The sequence below is a fragment of the Candidatus Cybelea sp. genome (assembly GCA_036489315.1).
Lineage (GTDB): Bacteria > Vulcanimicrobiota > Vulcanimicrobiia > Vulcanimicrobiales > Vulcanimicrobiaceae > Cybelea.
In genome coordinates, this window is sequence record DASXFZ010000006.1 from 18,733 (window position 1) to 37,426 (window position 18,694).

The window sequence follows — 18,694 nt, forward strand, 5'->3', positions numbered from 1 at the left end:
CCCAGGCCAAAGCCGCCTACAGCTTGCCGATATCCGTACGATAGGTCAGGCCGCCGGCCTTCAGGCGCGTTGCCAGCCCTTTGACGCTCTCGTAGACGCGCGCACGCGCTTGCTCGAGGTCGTCGCCGAGCGCGGTGACCGTGAGAACCCGGCCGCCGCCGCTGCTTATCGTTCCATCGCGGCGTTTCGACGCACCCCAAAAGACGTGGCAGCCCTCGGGAAGCGAGGTTCCGGCGTTCAGACCTTCGATCGGCGTACTGCTGCGGGGATAATCGGCGGTTGCCAATACGACGCCGGCGCAGTAGTGCGGTAGGACCGTCGTTGCCGACAGATCGATCGCGCCTTGCGCTGCGGAGCCCAGCAGCCCGGCGAAATCGCCGCCGATGCGCGGCACGAGCACCTGCGTCTCCGGATCGCCGAAGCGCGCATTGAACTCGATGACTTTCGGGCCGTCCGCGCACCACATCAACCCGCAATAGAGTACGCCGACGTACTCTTCACCTTCGGCGAGCAGCCCGCGCAGCAGCGGCGCGAGAATGCGCTCGCGCACGCAGTCGTAGAGGTCGTCGGGAAATCCCGCGGGCGGCGAGTACGCGCCCATGCCGCCGGTATTCGGACCGGTATCGCCGTCCCCGGCGCGCTTGTAATCGCAGGCGCCCGCAAACGGAAGGATCGCGCGCCCGTCGCAGATCGCAAAGACGCTCACTTCTCGTCCCGCAAGCGGTTCCTCGAGCAAGAGATCGAGGCCGCCGCCGGGCACCTTCCCGTGCTCGTACCAGTCGGTGACGATCGCGCGTGCGGCCTCGGTGTCCGGCGCTACGACGACGCCCTTACCGGCAGCAAGACCATCGGCCTTGACGACCACCCCGCCGCCTTGCCAAGCATCGAGCGCGCTGCGCGCCGCATCGAGCGAATGCACGATGATCGCCTTGGCGGTCGGAATATCGTGGCGATCCATAAAACGCTTGGCAAAGATCTTGCTCGACTCTAAGCGTCCGGCGGAGCGATTCGGCCCGAAGACGGCGATGCCGGCCTCGCGCAGACGGTCGCCGACGCCGGCGGCGATCGCGGTCTCCGGGCCGAGCACGACCAGGTCGATCTTCTCGCCTAGCGCGCGTTGCGTTATCCCTTTGCCGTCGGTCGCGGCGATCTCCCAGTTCTCGCCGCGCGAGGCGGTGCCGGCATTACCCGGCGCCGCGAAGATCGCACTGCACGACGGCGATTGCGCCAGCCGCCACGAGAGCGCGTCCTCGCGCGCGCCGTTACCGACGACGAGGATGCGCACGCGTTATTCCCACTCCACGGTGGCCGGCGGCTTGGTCGTGATATCGTAGGCCACGCGGTTGACGCCGCGCACTTCGTTGACGATCCGCGCGGAGATTCGCTCGAGCAGTTCGTGCGGAAGGCGCGCCCAGTCGGCCGTCATACCATCTTCGCTCGTGATCGCACGGACGGCAACCAGATTCGCGTACGTCCGCCCGTCGCCCATCACGCCGACGCTTTTGACCGGGGTCAGAACGGCGAAGTACTGCCAAGGGTGCGGGGAGAGCGTCGCGCCGTCGATCTCTTCGCGAACGATCGCATCGGCCGCGCGCAAGACTTCGAGCCGCTCTTGCGTTACATCCCCGATGATCCGCACGGCGAGGCCCGGCCCGGGGAACGGCTGGCGCCCGACGATCGCTCCCGGCAGACCCAGCGCCCGCCCGAGGTTGCGGACTTCGTCTTTGAAGAGCATGCGCAGCGGCTCGATCAGTGCGAGATTCATCTCTTCGGGGAGGCCGCCGACGTTGTGGTGCGACTTGATCTTTTGACCGGCCTTGCTCTGCGGCGTCTTCGATTCGATGACGTCGGGATAGAGCGTCCCCTGGACGAGATATTTGACGCCGGGAATCTTCGCCGCCTCTTGCTCGAAGACCGAGATGAACTCGTGGCCGATCGCGACGCGCTTGCGCTCCGGATCGTCGACGCCCTCGAGCTTGTGCAGAAAGCGCTCGCGCGCGTCGACTGCGACGACGTTGAGGTGCAGCACGTCGCGAAACGCCGCAACGACTTCGGCGGCCTCGTTTTTGCGGAGCAGGCCGTGGTCGACGAAGACGCAGGTCAGCTGCTCGCCGATCGCACGCGCAACCAGCGTTGCAGCAACCGCCGAGTCGACGCCGCCGGAGAGCGCACAGATCGCCTTGTCGCCGCCGACCTGCGTGCGGATCTCCTGAACCGACGTCTCCAAGAATGATTCCATCGCCCAGTCGCTGCCCAGACCGGCGATCTGGTGCAGGAAGTTGTCGAGAATGATGCGCCCGTATTCGGTGTGCACGACCTCCGGATGGAACTGAACGCCGTAGATCTTCTTCTTCGGATTGCCCATCGCGGCGACGTGGCAGCGGGCCGTCGCGGCGAGCGGGTGATAGCCCGACGGCAGCTCGACGACGGAGTCGCCGTGCGACATCCAGACGCGCGACTCTTCAGGAACGCCGTCGAAGAGCGGTGTCGCGCGATCGGCGACGATCAGCGTCGCCGGACCGTACTCGGCGTGATCGAGCTGAATTAGCTCCGCGCCGACGTCGCGCGCGAGCAGCTGCATCCCGTAGCAGATCCCCAGGATCGGTACGCCCGCGCGCACGATCTCTTTGTCCATCTCGGGCGCTCCCGCAGCCAGCGTACTCTGGGGGCCGCCGGAGAGAATCAGCGCATCGGGATTGCGCAGCGAGAGCGCGCTCCACGGCGTATCGTAGGGAACGATCTCGCAGTAGACGCCCGATTCCCGCGCGCGCCGCGCGATCAGCTGGCTGTACTGCGCGCCGAAATCGAGAATCAGAACCGTGTGCGCCATCGCCCTTTTGCTAAGCGGCGGCGGCCGCAGCGGCCTTCAAGGCCGCGTCGTAATCGGGTTCCGATGCGACCTCCGGTACGAGCTGGACGTACGAAACGGTGCCGTCCTTGGCGATGACGACGGTCGCGCGGGCCAGCAGCCCGAGTTCGGAGATCAGCAAGCCGTAGTTGGTGCCGAAGCTGCGTCCGCGGTAATCGGAGAGCATCTCGAGCGCCACCCCGCCTTGTTCGGTGCCCCAGCGGGTCATCGCAAACGGCAAGTCCATGCTGACGACCCAGGCCTTCACGCCCTCTGGGAGCTCGCCGAGACGGGCATTAAACTTCTGCGATTCGAGCGAGCAGACGCCCGTGTCGAGCGACGGCACGACGATCAAGAGCGCGGCGCGCTTTCCGGCATCGAGGAGCGCCTCGCGGTTCACGGTCGATAGATCTTTGGCGGTCAGCTCAAAATCGGGCGCCGGATCTCCCACGCGCAGCTCCGGGCCGAGCAGCGTCATCGGGTTGCCTTTGAAGGCGACTGCGCCGGCTCGCTGCGGTACGTTGCCAACGGTCATAGAGTTCCTCCTCGTTCGAAATGGCGTAATGCTTTGGAATGAATTTACGTCAACACGTCGGCGAGACGATTGGTGTCGCGAGCCATCACGACTTCCATCGCGATCCGTTCCCCGACCGAAACGTCGCGCCCCCAGCGATAGGCCGAGTAGGGCGTATAGCGCGTGCCCGGCGAGCCGGCGATCCGCAGGGAGACGTCGTAGCACACGAGCTCTTTGGGCGGTCCGGCTGCGACGATGCACTGCAGCGCGAACGGACCGATGATGCCCGGCGGCACCAGCTCGCGGGCCGCTTTCACGAAGCGCTCGCCCATCTCGAAAGCGGGTCCCAGTAACGACTCGACGACGGTCGCCGCGATGTGGCCGGCCTCTTCGAGGCGCATCGCGATCCCGCGTACCGCATCGAACGCCGACGGCGGCACGTTGCGAAAACCTTCAAGATTGGTCTGCCGGCGCGTGTCGGTGCCGGAGAGCTCGAGCTCGTCCAACAGCGGCGAGTAAAAAAGGTTGAAGTTCACCGAAGGGCCGAGTGCGAATTCCTCGATCCGCGCCGAGGTGATTCCGTGGGCCGAAATCATGCCCTCCTCGAGCAGCCGGTCGCGCGTCGAATAGTACTCCTCGGGAGAGGACGCGAGAAAGAAGGCGCGCTCGAACGAAACGCGCGCGTGCGGCGCCTTCACCATCACGAGCCGGTCGATCTCGTCTGGCGAAGCATACCGGCGCGGATGGCGAATCGCGGCGCGGCGCAAGAGCGTGTATTGATCGACGGCGGCGTGAAGCGAGCGTTCCTCGGCCCGCAGCAGGCGGCGGCTGCCGAAGAACGGCACGAGCATCCGGTTTTCGATCTCGTCGTAGCCATACGTCGCGTGCAGGTAGACTTCGAAGGAGCGATTGGCGATGAAGATCACGTTGCGCCCGAGCAGTTCGTGTTGGACGCTTTCGTTGAGGATATCGGGAAATGCGGCCAGCTCCAGCACCTCGTCGACGCACCCGCGCCCAACGGGCGACTCCTTTCGCGCGAAGTGACGCGCGTAGATTTGCTCGCGGCCTTGCGCGGTGACTACCAGATTCCGCAGGCCTTGCGCACGGGCCCCGTAGGCAACCTCGAGCGCCGAGTGGCTGCCGATCGAACAGAGCGTCAGCGCGGAACGATCGTACGCGGCCAGAGCTGCGGCTGCTGCGTCGTTCACGAGGGGCCGAGGAGTTTACGAGCTTGCGGGCTGTCCTGATATTCGACGGTAAGGATCGCCTTTAACTGGCCGGCGGCGCGCCCGGACTGCTGATCGGTCATGCGTTGGAGCGTCGTATAGCACCAATAGAGGAGCATCGGCAGGTCGCGATCGCGCGGATAGACTTCCTGCATCGCGACGATCGCCTTGGCAACCTGGAAGGCCTGATCGCTCTCGCGGTTTCCGTAGTTGTAGTCGAGCATGAAGTTGATGTGCTTGAGCTCGTTCTCGATTCCGAGAATCGACATGCCCAAGGGCCCGAAGTACTCGTCGGCGGGCGCGAGCATCGAGAGGTAGGCGTCGTGCGGCATCACGGTAACCGTGGCGATCACGCGAATCGGATCGACCGCCTTCAATCGCGTCAGAAACGTCTGTGCGTTGGTTACGTCCTGCGAGGTGTACCCGTCGCGTCCGGCGTCCGCGCTCTGTGCCGCGGCCACGAACTCGTTCCCCCAGGTCGTCGGCAGGTGCGCGACCGGAAAGCTCGCCGCGGCCGCGCGGGTCAGGGCGAGCGAGCGCCACTGGGGGTCGCGCGTCAGCAGCCAGCCGCGCCAGTTCGCCTCGACCTGCTCGATCAGCGCGTCGCGGTCGCCGGGATAGGCGCGAACGTTGGCGGCGGCGTCCTCGTCGGCGTAGCGCGCGAGCTGCTCGGGACTATTCTCCGAGTTGACTCGCGCAAGCAGCGCCTGGGCCTGCCCGATCGTCGCCGTATCTTCAGAGTGCTTGCTGACCCAGTCGGCGGCCTCGCGCACCCACCAGACGGCGCCGTCGTGATTGGTCAATGGATTGTAGTGCAAGCCGCTGCCGATCGCGACCGTCAGCGAACAGAGCACCGGATAGTTGGGATCGGTCGGGTACTGCAGCGAGTAGGCGCGCCCGGCGTTGAAGATCGTCGACAGATAGACCGACTGCGAACGAAAGTTCCAACCGTCGGCGTTTCCTTTGGCGAAGGCATCCTTCATTTGCTGGTAGAGCACCGTGGGATCGGCCATCAGGGCCGCCCGGCCAGCGACCGGAGCGGCGAGGATTCCGGCCGCGACCAGCGCCGCGGCCAGCTTATACGACGCTCGAATCATCCAGGACCAGGCGGAGGTTGTTCGTCAGCAGAGCGTTCTTGATCTCGCGCGCGATCCGCCGCCCCGTCGACATCGGCTCGGAGTAGTTGAGATACGAGTAGGGCGAGCCGTCGATGAAGAGGTTCGTTCCAGCCACGATGCGCGCCGAGATCTCCATCACGTAGAACTGAATGTCGGGCGTGATGATCGTTTCGATGCAGAAGGCGCCGAAGAGGCCCTTGGGTCCGCAGATTTCCTGGCTCACGCGCACGACGTCGTCGCCCATGCGCAGCGCCTCGGCGAGCATCGACTCCCGCAGCGAGACCGGCTGATTGCCGACGACGACGTACGAAGGGTCGACGTTCATGCCTTCCTGCGCGGCGGCCGGGATGCGCCCCAGGGAATCGACGTTGGTTTCGTAGCGGCGATCCATCGACATGATCTCGAGCTTGTTCTGCAGCGGCGAATAGAAATAGTGAATGTAGAGCGGTACGCCGATGACGTATTCCTGAATGATGTAGGCTTCCTTGAGATCGGCGGCGCGGGCCTCGAAATCTTGCGCATCTCTAATGAACATGTATCCTTTACCGCCCGCCGCCCCGTAGAGCTTTACGATAACCGGCCGGTCGATCTCGGCGCCGCTGCGGAACTGGCGCGGCAGCTTCAGGCCGGCCCGCGAGAGCCAGTCGCGCTGCAGCTCGCGGCTCGCCTCCCAATCGAGCACGGCCTTATTCCCGAAGTAAGGGATCGTCATCTTCTTATGCTCTTCGAGCGAGAGGTACGCGACGAACGATCCGTGCGGAACGATGATGCACTTGCGGCGTTGGAGCTCGTCCATCAGCGTCATGAACTGCGAGTACCGCTCCAAAACGATGACGTCGTCGACAAAAGCAAAGTCGCGATAGAGCCGCTCGGTATCGCGGTTCGAAATCGCCAGGGTCCCGAATCCCTCGTCGTGAGCGCCCTTGAGAATCTGCAGGGCGGAGTGCGAGCCGAGCGTCGCGATGGTGTACGGCCGGTTCATCGGATTTTACTCTACTCGCCTTGGCTGGGAATGTCCCGTTTTCATCACGGCGTCAGTATACTGCGCGTTCGATCGCGGGGTTGCAGAGAAGCCGCTCGATCGCGGCGCGTAAGCCGCCGGCATCGAACGGCGCACCGTGCGCATCGAGCAGCCGCCACGCGGTCGCGGCGGGCCTTCGACTCTGCTGCGGGTGCGCTTCGGCGTCGAGCGATTCGATCCAAACCTCGCCCGCACGCGGCGCCGGCCGCGCGAGGATCGTCGCGACGTGCTTATTCGGGTTGAAGATCCTCTCGTCGGCTTCGATGCGCCGCAGCAGCGCGTGCGAGTCGCCGCCGTCGTCGAACAACCAGATCTCGCTGCGCTCGACGTGCCCGACGCCCAGCCCCAGCCGGCGCAGCACGACCGCCGCAGTATACGCCGTGTTGTCGGGAATTTTCAGTGCGATCGCAACGGCGACGTTCATCGCTCGAGTGCTTTCACGAAGCTTTCGAAGAGAATCGAACCGCCCGAGGGCGCGAGCACGTCTTCGTGGCGCCGCCGCTGGAGGTGGTTGAACTCCCAGCCGTCGCGCTCCGGGTGCGGCATCACTGCGAGCACGTTGCCTTCGCGATTCACCAGGCCGGCGCAGCCGAGCGCGGAGCCGTTGGGCACGGCCGCGGCATCGACGCTGCCGTCGGGATGGGCGTAAACGAAGGCGAGGTGGCCGCCGTCGACGATCTGCTCCAAATGCTCGCCGGTCGCGGCTAGACGGCCCTCCGCATGGGCGGCCCAGGCCGGCACGAGCGCCTGCTCGGAGAGCGCGGCGGTTATCGGACTGCGCTCGGGCGGGACGGCCAGCTTCATATAAACGTGCCGGCAGACGAAGTGCGGTTCGGGAGCGTTGCGCGTAAAGGCCGCGGTCGGGCGGCGAATCTCGCCGGTCCCCGGCAGCAGTCCGGCCTCGAGCAGAATCTGCGCTCCGTTGCAGATGCCCAAAACGAGTTTTCCAGCGCGAGCCGACTCGATGACGGCATCCATCATCCGGTCGTGCGCGGCGATCGCGCCCGCACGAACGCGGTCTTCGTACGCGAAGCCGCCGGAGAGCACGAACGCGTCGAAGGCCGCCAGCTTCGCGGCATCGGACCAGTGCACGAGCTCGGCAGTGCCGCCGCAATCGCGCAGCAATCTCAGCGTCTCTTCTTCAGAGTTGGTGCCCGGGAAGACCGGTACCGCGATTCGCGCCTTCACGGGTAGAGCTGCTCCAGCGGGCGCGACCAGATATCGTAGAGATGGCTCACGCCAAAGCGCGTTCCATTCACAACGAGTTCCGGTGCGTCGATCGTGCGTCCGATCTGCAGCGCGCCGGTCACGTCGACGCCGCCGTCGCCCGAGACCTCGCACAGAAACCCGCCGGCCTCACAGAGCGGATTCCCGAAGTCGATCTCCGCGCCGATCTCGCGGCCTGCCAGCAACGCCCCGAACGCGAGATGGGCAACCGCCGTCAGCATGCCGCCGTCGCCGATGGCGCGGCAGGAGCGTAAGACGTCGCGCGCGTGGGCGTCTCCCACGATGGCGATCGCAGCGCGCTCCGCGTCGTATTCGATGACCGGAAGCGTGCCCTCGAGCCCAAGAAGCTCGGCAAGGACGGAGCCGCCGATGGCCAGCTCGCGGCTGCCAACCCACAGCAATGCCGAACCCGGCGCTTTGAAGCCGGGCGTGACCGTAACCGAGACGTCGCCGATCGTGCCGACGCACGCGACGATAGCCGAAGCCGGCACCGCTTCCCCGGCCGCCGACTCGTTATAGAGGCTGACGTTCCCGGAGACAAACGGCAGCCCGAGCTCGTTTGCCGCCAGCGCGAGGCCGTCGACGGCGGCAACGAACTGCCCGTACTGCTCGGGTTTGCGCGGGCTTCCAAAGTTGAGGCAATCGGTGAGCCCGATTGGCTGCGCGCCGACCGCCACGACGCGACGCACGGCGTCGAGTACGGCGCGCTGCGCGGCATAACCGGGATCGATGCGCCCGTATCGCGGGTTGCCTGCTACGGCCAGCGCGAGCCCGAGCGGGGAGCCGGCGATCGGCGCGAGCACGCCCGCATCGGCGGCACCACGCGGCAGCACCGTACGCCCCCGAACGACCGCATCGTACCGGCGGTAGAGCGGCTCGCGCGAACAGACGTCGCGATGCGCGAGCACGCGCGTAAAGAGCCCGCCGACGTCGACGGCCGGCAACTCCTGCGGCGGCTCGTGATAGATGACCTCGGTATACGGCAGCTCGTCACGGATCGAACCGGTGAGAAACTCGCTCTCGACGTCCATCACTACTCGACCCTTCGAGTGCAGGACGTATCGCTGCTCTTCGGTCACGACGCCGATCGCGACGGCCCGCGCGTTGTACGCGATCTCCGGTAGGCTGAACTCATCGTTGTAGATCCGCAGCAGGTCGTCAACGAACGGCGGCGGCACGACCCACATCAGGCGTTCCTGCGTCTCTCCGACCGCGATGACTTCGGGCGGCATGTTTTCGACCGCAACGTTCACTCGGTCGAGGTCGATGTGCGCGCCGTAACCGCCGTGTCCGGTCATCTCCCCCGAGCAGCCGACGATGCCGCCGGCGCCGAGATCCTTGAAGGCCGCCTCGATGCCGCGTTCGCGCAGCGCCGCGAAAGCGCGGTAGCTCGCCCGCATCAGCACGTTTTTCAAAAACGGGTCGGGAACTTGCACCGCGCCCTTGTCGAGCTCGGCATCGCGCGCGTCAAGCGTCAGTGAGGAGAACGACGCGCCGCCAAAGCCGCTCGGATCGGTTGCTTTGCCGACGAGCACGATCGCCCAGCCGCCCGCGCCTTTGGGCGCGTACGAGTGAACGATCTGCTCCTCCTTGACGAGTCCCAGCGCGACGACGTTGACGAGCACGTTCTCGTCGAAGCCGCCGTCGAAGTAGACGTCACCGGCGAGATTCGGAACGCCGATCGCGTTGCCGTAGGCGCCGATCCCGTCGACGACACCGCGCGCGACGTGGCTCTGGTGCGACTGGAGATCCTCACATCGCCCGAAGCGCAGCGCATCGGCCACCCCGATCACCTCGGCGCCCATGCACAAGACGTCGCGCACGATCCCGCCGATTCCGGTCGCCGCGCCCTCGAAAGGAACGACTTGCGAGGGATGGTTGTGCGATTCGTGCGCGACGACCACTCCATAGCGCACGCCGTCGTGCGTGCCGAGGTGAAGGATGCCCGCGTCCTCACCCGGTCCCAGTACCGTGCGCAGCGTTTCGGTGGGAAGGCGCCGCAAGAAGTGACGGCTCGATTTATAGCTGCAATGCTCGCTCCAGGCGGCATCGAAGGCGGCGAGTTCGACCGCCGACGGACCTCGCCCGAGCCGGTGGGCGATGCGCTCCAGTTCGTCTTGGCGAAGGTTAGCCAAGCGCGGACTTTTGCGGCATGGGCGGCGGCTGCTGCAGCGACGCATCGGCCTGCAGCACCACGGTGCGCGAGTTCGCCTGCATCAAAAGCGTGCGTCCGTAGAGCACCGTGTCTTCCAAACCGAAGAGCTTGGCGCACTCCATCATCACCCGCCCCGTCTCGTCGCGGCCGTCGAGCACCGGCGCCGAGGATGACGCGTCGAGCATCGCGCGCAGCAGATCGTTCTCGCCGGCGGCGATGATGACGAGCCGGCCAAAGCTCGCCTCGAGTTGCCCGAGCAGCTGCAGCACGAAGCCCGGCGTCGTGGCGGGGCTCGCGACGTGGCGAACCGAGGGCAGGCCGAGCTGCCCCAACGCGTTGACGATCTCGTTCGCGCGCTCGACGCGCGCCGGTGAGTCGGAGATGACCGCGACCATGCCGGGGCGCATGACGGGAAAGGTCCCGACAAAGTCGGCGACGCGCTCGTAGGCGCGTTTGACCATCTCGAGCGCGTTCTCGTCGACCGTCTCGAGGTTACGGTACATCTGCTTGTCGAGCATCAGCTCTTCGCGGCCTTGCGGCCAGATGCGCCAGGAGTCGTTGTCGATCACGTCGGCGATCACGAGCTGGCCTTGGTTCTCTCCGCCGGCCAGGCGTCCGAACTCGATCTTGAGATCGACGAGCAAAACGTCGCGCCGCCGCCAGGCGTGGGAAAGAATCTCGAACGTCAGCCGCGCCAGCTCGCTCATGATTCCGACTTCCTGCGCGGCGGCGATATTGCGCGCGATGATCTGGTCCGGCGCGATCAGGGGATCGTGATTGGCGTCGTCTTTGAAGAAAAACTCGACGACGCGCGGGACGAGCAGCGTGCCGCGCGCAAGCCCCGGGTTGCGCTTGACGAACGAGCCGGCTGCGACGCCGCGGGTAACGACCTCAAGCGGAATCATGTTCGCGCGCCGCACGACCATCTCGTTGTTGTCGTCGTCCTCGCCGCCGGTGAGATAGTGCGTCGGCAGGCCGCAAAGGTTGAGCAGCCGGAAGACGCGCGCGGTCGTCTGCGCGGCCAAGCGTCCCTTCCCCGCGATCACGTTGCGGCGCGCCCCGTCACCCGACGAGATCTGATCCGTTTGCGCTACGACCAGCTGATGCGGCTGACCGGGGTTCTCGTAGAGCACCTTCGTCTTTCCACGGGCGATTTCGATCCCTTTGTTCACGTCAAGCTCACTTCAGGCTGTTGCGGGAAATCCGGCAGACGATCGATGCGGTCGGCCAAGAGCCGGGCGCGCTGCGGAGCCGTGCCGACGTGGCCGCTCGGATCGAGCAGCCGCCGAATCTCCGCCGGATCCAAAAAGGCAGTCAGCGCGCGATCTTCGGCGAGCAGGCGCGCGAGCGGATTCTCTTCGCCGCGGCGTACCGCTTCCCACGCTTGCACCGATGCATTGCGCAACGCTTCGTGTAGAACTTGCCGGTCCCCGCCGGCGCGTACCGCCTCCATCATCACGGTTTGCGTTCCGGTAAAGGGTGCGTAAGTCCGGCAGTTCGCGACGATGCGACGTTGGTCGACACGCAATCCGTCGACGACCCTGCGCGCCAGGGCAATCAGTTCGTCGGCACAGAGCAGCGCTTCGGGGAGCACGACTCGGCGGTTCGCGCTATCGTCGAGCGTTCGCTCCAAGAAATTCGTCGCGGCGTTCTGCCACGTCACGTCGGCGTATGCGGGAAGCAATCGTGCGAGCGAGCCGATTCGCTCGGAGAGAATGGGGTTCTGCTTAAACGGCATTACGGAGCTGCCCACCTGCGACTTCGCGAACGGCTCGCCGAGCTCGCCGAAGCCGGGGCTTGCGAGAATGCGCACGTCCGCCGCGAACTTTGAAAGCGACGCGCCGAGGCCGGCGAGCGCGCTGAGCAGCAGGTAGTCGAGCTTTCGCGGATAGGTCTGCGTGCTGATCTCGAGCGCTTGCAGGCCGAAACGCTCCAGCACGTAGCCCTCGATCTGAGCTGAGCCGCCGCCCTCCCCGGCGAGGCGCTCGTAGGAGGCCGCGGTCCCGACGGCGCCGCGCAGACCCTTGGTCGTCAGGTGATCGAAGACGAAGCGCAGCTGGTCGTCGTCGACGAGCAGGTCCTGTGCGTACACCGCGAACCGGTAGCCGAGCGTCGTCGGTTCTGCCGGCTGCAGATGCGTGAACGCCATGCAGACCAGCTCGGCCGTTTCGCGGATCTTCGAGGCGAAGGCCGCGAGCAGCTCGCGCAGGCTCACGCCGATGTACGACAGCGCGAGGCGCAGCCGATAGGTCTCGACGGTATCCTCGATGTCCATCGAAGTCGCGCCGAGATGCAGCTTGCCGCCGCCCTGCGTCGCCTGAGATGCGAAGACGCGGATCTCAGCCATCAAATCGTGGTGGATCTCGCGTTCGATCGCCAGCGCCGCATCGATATCGATCTCGCCGGCGTGGGCCCGCAGATCGTCGAGTTCGGTCTGCGCGATGAGGCCCTGCGAGGCTTGGGCCTCGGCCAGCGCCACCCAGACCGCGCGCCAAAGACGCCGGCGCGTCTGTTCGGAGAAGAGCGAACGAAGCTCCGCGCGCCCGTATCTCCACGAGAACGGCGAGGCGTAGGTGCGATAATCCATGGGCTTGCAAACGGCCTTCGCCCCGCGGGAAGCCTGCGCCTCGTCACCGTAGAGGAAGCGAATGAAGGCGGCCGGCGCAATGCTGCTCGTTCTGAATTGCGCGCTTTCCGGCTGCGTCAAAAGCGGCAGCCTTTCTGAAGGGCGGCACTCCTGGACGCGCGCCGGCGTACTGCGCATCGCCCTGGCGGAGGAGCCCAAAACGCTCAATCCGCTGCTCTTCGGTACGACCGGCGAGGGTTTCGTCGAGCGGCTGATGTTCGAACCGCTGCTCTCGGCCGACCCGCGCGGCAACCTGGTGCCGATGCTCGCCGCTGCCGTCCCCACGCAAACCAATCGCGGCGTCAGCGCCGACGGGCTCACGATCACCTACCATCTTCGCCGCGATGCGCGCTGGAGCGACGGCGTTCCGGTAACGGCTAACGACGTCAAGTTCAGCCGGAACGCGATTGAAAATCCGAACAACAACGTCGTCTCACGCCACGGGTACGACGACGTTGCGGCAATCGACACGCCCGACGCGAAGACCGTGACCGTGCATCTCAAAAAGCGCTTTCGCCCTTCGTCAACACCTTTTTCGCCGAAAGCGACCAGCCGTACGACGTGGTGCCGGCGCACGTTCTGGCGCGCGATCCGGATATCAACCGGATTCCGTTCAACGCCGCGCCCACGGTGAGCGACGGGCCCTTCCGCTTCGTCGCATGGCGGCGCGGCGACCGGATCGAGCTCGCCGCAAACCCCGGCTTCTTTCAAGGGAAACCCGCGCTGCAGCAAGTCGTCATCGACTTCGTTCCCAACGAAGATTCGGCGATCAACCTGCTGCGCACGCACGCGATCGACTACATCTTCCAGCCCTCGATCCAAACGTACCTGACGCTGCGGACGCTCACCGATTCAAAGATCGTCTGGGTCAACGCCAACGGATTCGAGGGTGTGGAGTTCAACATGTCGCACTCCGTCCTCGCCGACGCGCGCGTGCGTCGCGCGATCGCCGCCGCCATCGACAAGGTCTCGCTCACGCAGCGGTTGACGTACGGGCAGACGACGGTTGCGACCGAGGATCTGCCGAACTGGATTTGGGCATTCGATCCAAACGTGAAGTCGGTGCCCTACGATCCGGCGGCCGCAAAACGTCTGCTCGCGCAGGCGGGCTGGGTCGCCGGCCCTGATGGCGCGGTGCGCAGGAACGGGCAGCCGCTCGAACTGCTCTTCGTCACGGACAACGCGCTTGCGACGCACCGTTCCGAGGCGATTCTGATTCAAGCTGCGCTGCAAAAGATTGGGATCTCGCTCGAGGTCAAGTATTACCCGTTCGATATTCTGTACGCGCCGCAGGGAATGGGCGGCATCCAGCACGGCGGGAAGTTCGACATGCTCCTCTACTCCTGGTACTCAGGCATCGATCCCGACAACTCGTCGGAGCTGACCTGCGACAACTTTCCGCCGCACGGTTACAACGATCCGCGCTACTGCAGCGCAGCGATGGACGCCGCGCAGGCGCTGGCCCTATCGCACTACGATCAGGCGATGCGTACCGTGGCGTACTCGAGGATCGAGCATCTCCTCGCAATCGACAATCCGATCCTCTTCTTCTGGTGGCAACGCCAACAAGAGGCGATCAGCGTCGACTTCCATGGATTTGCACCTAATCCAGTCAATGAAGCGTGGAACGCGTGGAAGTGGAGTATCTAAGCACCGCATCATCGCCCCGTTCCAACTCAGACACATTCGTCGGGCGACATCCATGTCGCCCTCCTATCGTCTGCCTCGCGCCTTCCGCATCCGGCTGCGGCGCTCGGTCAGACGGTCTTCGTCGGAACGGGGCGATGATGCGGTGCTTAGACACGGCCAAAAAAGAAATTACCGGCTAAGGAGCGCTGCAGCCGCGCTACTTCCGCGTCGGGGTACGGGGCTCGGTCAGACGGTCCTCGTTGGGATCCCCTCGCACCGCGACAATTAGATCCTGCAGACGAGGATACTGGGGGCTAAGCGTTGCTTATGAAGACGTGAGAGCGCTCGTAGCACATTACGTCGAGCACTTCGGAGCCGGTGACCGACTCCAGGATACGGTCGACCCTTTCGTCCCATAGCGCATTGGCCCAGAGGTGACGCGTCTTCCACGTCGACATGACGGTCACGCTCGTCCCGTCGTCCGCCTGGAAAACTCGGCCCTCAATGAAACCTTCCATTTCGGTCGTGACGTGTCGCAAGAGATCGGTCACGCGCGACGCTAGCTCCTCACTCTTGTCGGGATCGAGCGCCGCAGACCAGATATGAACGACCGCGCGCGGTCCGCCGTTTGTTTCGTCATTTGGGAACTGCTCGCTCATCGGGGACATGATCCTTTCCTCTCTACTGCGAGTAACGTCTCTACTGCGAGTAACGTCGCGCAATTTGCTCGATTTCGCCGAGCGAAATAGCCGACAAGTCTGCGTCTTGCGCGGCGACCACGCGGTCGGAGATTTCCTTATGCCGCTCCTTGAGATACGCCAGCAAGTAGTTCATCGCGCTGCTCTTTCCCGTTCCGTCGCCGAGCAGAAGGATCGAGGGCGCGTTCCGTACGTGCTGCGCGATCCGCTCGTAGAACTCGTCTGCTTCCGGGACGCGCTGACCCTTATAGTCGGCCTCCTTCCGGTGTTCTAGGTGCCGTTGGAACCCGTGCGGGTCTAGCGGTTCGAGATGCTCGCCCTCCGTGAGGCGGCCCTCCGGCGCGGGCTCGAAGAATCGAGCGCGGCGGTGGTCGATCAGAATGGTTGTCATCCGGGATAGCTTCAGCGGCGCAGTTGAACGATCCCTAGCGAGCTTCGTTGCGAATCGCCGGCGTGAGCGCGGCACCGACGGCGGCGACGAAATACCCGAGCGTCGCGATCCACATCGCCGTATGCGGCGAGTGGTGGTCCGCGACCCACCCGAAGATCAGGATGCCCGGGGCCATTCCGCCAAGGACGAGGAGCCGCACTGCGCCCATCACGCGGCCGACCATCTCCTCGGGCGCAACGCGCATGCGGAAGCCGAGGATCTGCGCGATCTCGAAATTCGCGATTGCGTTGGAGGTCGACCAGAAGAATGCCGCCAGCCAAATGTTCGAGACCAGGACGACCGGCAAGAAGAACGCGGCGTCGAGGAGATACGCGACGACCAGCGCCCGCCCGAACGGCCAGCGCTCCGCAAACCGTGCCGCCAGCGACGCGCCGACCACCGCGCCCAGCGCCGAGAGGCCGAAAAAGATGCCGACCTGCTGATCGGTCGCATCGAAGCCTTTCTTGAGAAACGGAATCAGAATGGCGTAGCAGCCAAAACCGAATACATTGAAAGTAAAAGCGACCAGTGCTTGCGCGCGCATTCCGAGGTCGCCCCACAACTGACGATAGCCAAGCTTGATATCGGCGACGAGATTGCGCAGCGACGGCAGACCGGTCACTCGTTCGGGGCCCAGCGAAGGAATCCAGGCGAGCGAGACCTGCGAGGCAAGGTAGGTCACCGCGTTGACCGTCAGCGCGGGCAACGGCCCGAAGTAGGCAAAGATCGCGCCGCCGATCGCCGGCGTGATCAGGTTTGAGCCGTTCTCCGCGGCGATGAGCACCGCCATCGCTTTGGTCATTTTCTCTTTTCCGAGCAGATACGGAATGCTCGACGACTGGCCGCCCAGAAAGCCGGCCGCGCAGATCGACATGATCACGAGCCCCGAGTAGATCATCGGCAGCGTCAGGACATGCAGCGCATAGGTGACGGCGAAGATCGCCATTACGGCGAATCGCACCGCATCGCAGCCGATCATGAGCTTGCGCCGGTCGAGGCGGTCGGCAAGCGATCCGCCGACGAGCGAAAAGACCGAAAATGGCGCGACCTCACAGATCAGCGCCGTGCCGGTGGAGAGGGCGGAGTGCGTGAGGTGGTAGGCCAGCAGCGGAACGGAGAGCATGCGCAGACCGTCGCCGACGTAGCTGAAGGCTTGGCCCACAAAGTATCGCCGAAAGGCGCGCGAGGCGAAAACGCTCGTCGCCCGGACCCGCGGGCTCATCGGCTAATGGGCGAAAAGACGGGAGAGGTCGACGCTGATGCGATCCACGAGGCTGAAGTGATCCTCGGGATCGCCGCCGGACTGCCCCGTCACGACGGCCTCTATGCCGTGCAGCGCGTAGCGAAAAGCGCGCTGCAGCCGGCGCTCGCCAACGCGCCGCGCGACCGGCCGAAGGTACCGCTCGCGCCATCGCATCCGTTCCGGCAGCTCGCCGCCAGGAACCGAAAGCGCGTAGAGATATCCGCACTCCGTCGCCAGCGCGCCGAGCAGCGCGACGGCTCCGCGCGCGTTCTCCGAAAGGAATTCGTGGGCGATGGCGAGCGCCTGCGCGGTCTTGCCGTCGACGAGCGCGCTTGCGTATTCGTACGGCTTGGGGTCGCCGATCTCGAGCGCCTCCCGTTCCAAGTCGTTAACCGTGATCTTCTTCGCCGACAGCGCCAGCTTTTCGAGATCGTTGCGCACGGAAGTCAAATCGGCCGTGCCGCCGGCGAGCGCATTGACGGCGCGCGCGTCGGCTTTTGCGCCGAGGCGTTCGAGCGTATCGACGATGAAGCGCTCGCGGCTCGCTTCGTCGGCCGTGGTATCGATGCGCAGGCCGGTGCGTCCGGCGAGACTCCCAAAGGACTGCGGACGCTGGCTGCGCGGCGCGAGCAGATCGAGCAGCACGAGCGTGCTCCCTTCGGGAACCGCTTGCGCCGCCGCCCAGAGCTCGCGACGGGGATCGGCGCGCATCGTCTGCGCTTCGGTCACGATCACGACGCGGCGATCGGCCAGAAACGGCATCGCGGAGAGCGCCTCGCGCAGCGCCGAGAGATCGCCGAGATCGTCGGGGGTAAAACGCGAGAGGTTTAGTTCGCGCACGTCGACGGGCAATAGGCGGTCGAGAACGACCTCGAGCGCGCGGTCCGCAAAGACGCGCTCCGTGCCTTCGACGATGACGAGCTTGCCGATTCCCGGCTGCTTATCGAGAAATTCGTAGAACTTCAACGCGCGGCCGCAGTTCGAGATCGGGGATCGATTCGACGTATGGCGGCGCAACGCTGCCGCATTCGGTAACGAAGGCCGCGATCAGATGCCCCGGCGTCACGTCGAAGGCCGGGTTGTAGACGTTCGCCTCCTCCGAAGCGACGCGTGCCTCGCGGAAGCTGGTTACTTCGTCCGCCGATCGCTCTTCGATTGGAATCTGCTCGCCGCTGCGAATCGAAAAGTCGAACGTCGACCGCGGCGCGGCGACGTAGAACGGAATGCCGAAGTGAGCCGCGAGGATCGCGAGCGCGTAGGTGCCGATTTTATTGGCCGTATCGCCGTTCGAAGCGATTCGGTCGGCGCCCACGATCACCAGGTCGATTGCGCGCTGCTTCATCGTGATCGCCGCCGCCGAATCGACGATCAGGGTCGTATCGACGCCCGCTTGGCGTAACTCGAGGTAGCTCAGGCGCGCGCCTTGCAGCAGCGGACGCGTCTCGCACGTGTACGCGCGCGGCTTCTTCCCGGCGCGCTGCGCCGCGATGATGACGCCCGCGGCCGTGCCGCCGCCGGCCGTCGCCAACGGTCCGGTATCGCAAATCGTCAGGATCCGCGCGTTCTTGGGGACGAGCTCCAAACCGTTCTCTCCGATAAGCGCGTCGATCGCGATCTGCTCCTCGTGAATCGCGCGGGCTTCGGCCAATGGATCGGGCGCAGCCAGGACGCGGTCGACGGCCCAGGCGAGGTTGACCGCGGTCGGCCGCGAGCGGCGCACGCGCTGCGCGGCGGCAAAAAACTCCTCGTCGCCGGTGATGCCCTGACGCAGCGCGGCGATGCCGTAAGCGGCAAAGACGCCGATACACGGCGCACCGCGCACCGCGAGGCTCCGAATAGCCGCTTCGAGCTCCGCAGCGGTGCGCGCGCGCTCGTAACGAACCTCTCGGGGGAGCAGACGCTGGTCGAGGTAGAGAACCGCGTCGCCGTCCCACGCGACCGGAACGAACGCTTCCAACG

The 18,694-nt window shown here is 65.3% G+C and carries 18 protein-coding genes; 2 read left to right on the plus strand and 16 right to left on the minus strand.

What is annotated here, in order from left to right; all coding sequences use genetic code 11:
• Positions 1-16: 16 nt before the first annotated feature.
• From purD to purB, 11 genes are read right to left on the minus strand one after another with little or no spacing between them, the layout of a single operon-like run.
• Positions 17-1,285: a phosphoribosylamine--glycine ligase gene (gene purD, locus VGG51_00820; GenBank protein HEY1881565.1), complete on the minus strand. Its 1,269-nt coding sequence runs from the start codon at positions 1,283-1,285 to the stop codon at positions 17-19.
• Between the two features lie 3 nt (positions 1,286-1,288).
• Positions 1,289-2,830: a glutamine-hydrolyzing GMP synthase gene (gene guaA / locus VGG51_00825; GenBank protein ID HEY1881566.1), complete on the minus strand. Its 1,542-nt coding sequence runs from the start codon at positions 2,828-2,830 to the stop codon at positions 1,289-1,291.
• 10 nt (positions 2,831-2,840) lie between these two features.
• The gene (gene tpx, locus VGG51_00830; protein HEY1881567.1) at positions 2,841-3,383 is read right to left on the minus strand and encodes a thiol peroxidase; all 543 of its coding nucleotides are present in this window, start codon (positions 3,381-3,383) and stop codon (positions 2,841-2,843) included.
• 44 nt (positions 3,384-3,427) lie between these two features.
• Complete coding sequence (locus VGG51_00835) at positions 3,428-4,570, minus strand: DUF1297 domain-containing protein (protein HEY1881568.1); 1,143 nt, start codon at positions 4,568-4,570, stop codon at positions 3,428-3,430.
• Entirely contained in the window at positions 4,567-5,685 is a 1,119-nt protein-coding gene (locus VGG51_00840; protein ID HEY1881569.1) for a hypothetical protein, read from the minus strand. Before VGG51_00840 ends, VGG51_00835 begins: the two co-directional genes overlap by 4 nt.
• Complete coding sequence (locus VGG51_00845; GenBank protein ID HEY1881570.1) at positions 5,666-6,688, minus strand: formate--phosphoribosylaminoimidazolecarboxamide ligase; 1,023 nt, start codon at positions 6,686-6,688, stop codon at positions 5,666-5,668. The genes VGG51_00840 and VGG51_00845 overlap by 20 nt, the downstream gene beginning before the upstream one ends.
• 52 nt (positions 6,689-6,740) lie before the next feature.
• Positions 6,741-7,151 carry a hypothetical protein gene (locus VGG51_00850; GenBank protein ID HEY1881571.1) on the minus strand — a complete coding sequence of 137 codons (411 nt, stop codon included), beginning with the start codon at positions 7,149-7,151 and terminating at the stop codon, positions 6,741-6,743.
• Entirely contained in the window at positions 7,148-7,915 is a 768-nt protein-coding gene (gene purQ, locus VGG51_00855; protein ID HEY1881572.1) for a phosphoribosylformylglycinamidine synthase I, read from the minus strand. The genes VGG51_00850 and purQ overlap by 4 nt, the downstream gene beginning before the upstream one ends.
• On the minus strand, positions 7,912-10,089 hold the full coding sequence (gene purL / locus VGG51_00860; GenBank protein ID HEY1881573.1) for a phosphoribosylformylglycinamidine synthase subunit PurL: 2,178 nt from the start codon (positions 10,087-10,089) through the stop codon (positions 7,912-7,914). The genes purQ and purL overlap by 4 nt, the downstream gene beginning before the upstream one ends.
• Entirely contained in the window at positions 10,082-11,281 is a 1,200-nt protein-coding gene (locus tag VGG51_00865) for a phosphoribosylaminoimidazolesuccinocarboxamide synthase (GenBank protein HEY1881574.1), read from the minus strand. Before VGG51_00865 ends, purL begins: the two co-directional genes overlap by 8 nt.
• A complete protein-coding gene (purB, locus tag VGG51_00870; GenBank protein ID HEY1881575.1) occupies positions 11,278-12,696 on the minus strand; it encodes an adenylosuccinate lyase in 1,419 nt (472 codons plus the stop codon). The genes VGG51_00865 and purB overlap by 4 nt, the downstream gene beginning before the upstream one ends.
• Positions 12,697-12,757: 61 nt before the next feature.
• Between purB and VGG51_00875 the strand changes: the two genes are divergently transcribed.
• Both VGG51_00875 and VGG51_00880 read left to right on the plus strand, forming a co-directional pair.
• The gene (locus VGG51_00875) at positions 12,758-13,369 is read left to right on the plus strand and encodes an ABC transporter substrate-binding protein (protein ID HEY1881576.1); all 612 of its coding nucleotides are present in this window, start codon (positions 12,758-12,760) and stop codon (positions 13,367-13,369) included.
• A complete protein-coding gene (locus VGG51_00880) occupies positions 13,297-14,385 on the plus strand; it encodes an ABC transporter substrate-binding protein (GenBank protein ID HEY1881577.1) in 1,089 nt (362 codons plus the stop codon). The genes VGG51_00875 and VGG51_00880 overlap by 73 nt, the downstream gene beginning before the upstream one ends.
• Positions 14,386-14,678: 293 nt before the next feature.
• Here the strand turns inward: VGG51_00880 and VGG51_00885 are convergent, their stop codons facing one another.
• Genes VGG51_00885 through mtnA form a run of 5 tightly spaced genes read right to left on the minus strand, consistent with a single transcriptional unit; the run spans position 14,679 to position 18,692 of the window.
• Positions 14,679-15,023: an antibiotic biosynthesis monooxygenase gene (locus tag VGG51_00885; GenBank protein HEY1881578.1), complete on the minus strand. Its 345-nt coding sequence runs from the start codon at positions 15,021-15,023 to the stop codon at positions 14,679-14,681.
• A 40-nt stretch (positions 15,024-15,063) separates the two neighbouring features.
• Entirely contained in the window at positions 15,064-15,453 is a 390-nt protein-coding gene (locus VGG51_00890) for a hypothetical protein (protein ID HEY1881579.1), read from the minus strand.
• A gap of 34 nt (positions 15,454-15,487) precedes the next feature.
• The gene (locus VGG51_00895; protein ID HEY1881580.1) at positions 15,488-16,714 is read right to left on the minus strand and encodes an MFS transporter; all 1,227 of its coding nucleotides are present in this window, start codon (positions 16,712-16,714) and stop codon (positions 15,488-15,490) included.
• Between the two features lie 3 nt (positions 16,715-16,717).
• Positions 16,718-17,701: a hypothetical protein gene (locus VGG51_00900; GenBank protein HEY1881581.1), complete on the minus strand. Its 984-nt coding sequence runs from the start codon at positions 17,699-17,701 to the stop codon at positions 16,718-16,720.
• On the minus strand, positions 17,676-18,692 hold the full coding sequence (mtnA, locus tag VGG51_00905) for an S-methyl-5-thioribose-1-phosphate isomerase (protein ID HEY1881582.1): 1,017 nt from the start codon (positions 18,690-18,692) through the stop codon (positions 17,676-17,678). The genes VGG51_00900 and mtnA overlap by 26 nt, the downstream gene beginning before the upstream one ends.
• Positions 18,693-18,694: the final 2 nt, after the last annotated feature.

Bases quoted from the DNA above. Each gene is read 5' to 3' on its own strand.
- guaA (HEY1881566.1), bottom strand. From the start codon at position 2,830: ATGGCGCACACGGTTCTGATTCTCGATTTCGGCGCGCAGTACAGCCAG.
- tpx (HEY1881567.1), bottom strand. From the start codon at position 3,383: ATGACCGTTGGCAACGTACCGCAGCGAGCCGGCGCAGTCGCCTTCAAA.
- VGG51_00840 (HEY1881569.1), bottom strand. From the start codon at position 5,685: ATGATTCGAGCGTCGTATAAGCTGGCCGCGGCGCTGGTCGCGGCCGGA.
- VGG51_00845 (HEY1881570.1), bottom strand. From the start codon at position 6,688: ATGAACCGGCCGTACACCATCGCGACGCTCGGCTCGCACTCCGCCCTG.
- VGG51_00850 (HEY1881571.1), bottom strand. From the start codon at position 7,151: ATGAACGTCGCCGTTGCGATCGCACTGAAAATTCCCGACAACACGGCG.
- purB (HEY1881575.1), bottom strand. From the start codon at position 12,696: ATGGATTATCGCACCTACGCCTCGCCGTTCTCGTGGAGATACGGGCGC.
- VGG51_00875 (HEY1881576.1), top strand. From the start codon at position 12,758: ATGAAGGCGGCCGGCGCAATGCTGCTCGTTCTGAATTGCGCGCTTTCC.
- VGG51_00885 (HEY1881578.1), bottom strand. From the start codon at position 15,023: ATGAGCGAGCAGTTCCCAAATGACGAAACAAACGGCGGACCGCGCGCG.
- VGG51_00890 (HEY1881579.1), bottom strand. From the start codon at position 15,453: ATGACAACCATTCTGATCGACCACCGCCGCGCTCGATTCTTCGAGCCC.
- VGG51_00895 (HEY1881580.1), bottom strand. From the start codon at position 16,714: ATGAGCCCGCGGGTCCGGGCGACGAGCGTTTTCGCCTCGCGCGCCTTT.